The following is a 541-nucleotide window of genomic DNA, read 5'->3' as shown; positions in this document are numbered from 1 at the left end:
ACTACTACGGTTGCCCCGGCTCAGGGTAATGGCCTGATGGGTGGCTTAATGGGTGCGGCAGGTGCTGTAGCGGGTGGCTTCTTTGGTGGCCCAATGGGAGCCAGCTTAGGCGCTTCTATCGGTGGCTCTATCGGTCAAAGCATGTAAGAGGTATAGAACATGATGAATCAACAATACAACCCGCTAGCGCCTACTACATCGCCTACAGCGGCACAATCTTTAAATGACTACAGGGCCAGAGGTGCGGCCCTACGTGGTGAAGCAGCCCAAGCTATGCCACTCCCTAACAGCGCCGGGGGCTACAACCCATTCCAGCAGGAAGAAAACCAGCAGGATAGCCAGGGTAAACACATTAGCAATATGGAGCAATGGTTAGCCCCGGTTAAAATTGGTGGGGGTGATGCCGCTTCTAAATATAATGATGATAAGCATGATAACTTTTTATCTAATTGGGAAAATGACCCGGTAGTTAAATCACACGGCGAACAATTCCACGCTTATTTAGAAACTCTTAATCAGGCGGTACAGAAGTCGGATCGTA

At 49.9% G+C, this 541-nt stretch carries 1 protein-coding gene; it reads left to right on the top strand.

What is annotated here, in order from left to right; genetic code table 11:
- Positions 1-159: 159 nt before the first annotated feature.
- The coding region (locus tag N1032_RS27405; protein WP_259543872.1) for a hypothetical protein at positions 160-541 on the top strand (382 nt) is incomplete at its 3' end.

Source organism: Herbiconiux daphne, assembly GCF_024979295.1.
Taxonomy (GTDB): domain Bacteria; phylum Actinomycetota; class Actinomycetes; order Actinomycetales; family Microbacteriaceae; genus Herbiconiux; species Herbiconiux daphnes.
Note: the sequence above shows the minus strand (reverse complement) of the source record. Positions and strands in the feature narration are given on the sequence as shown.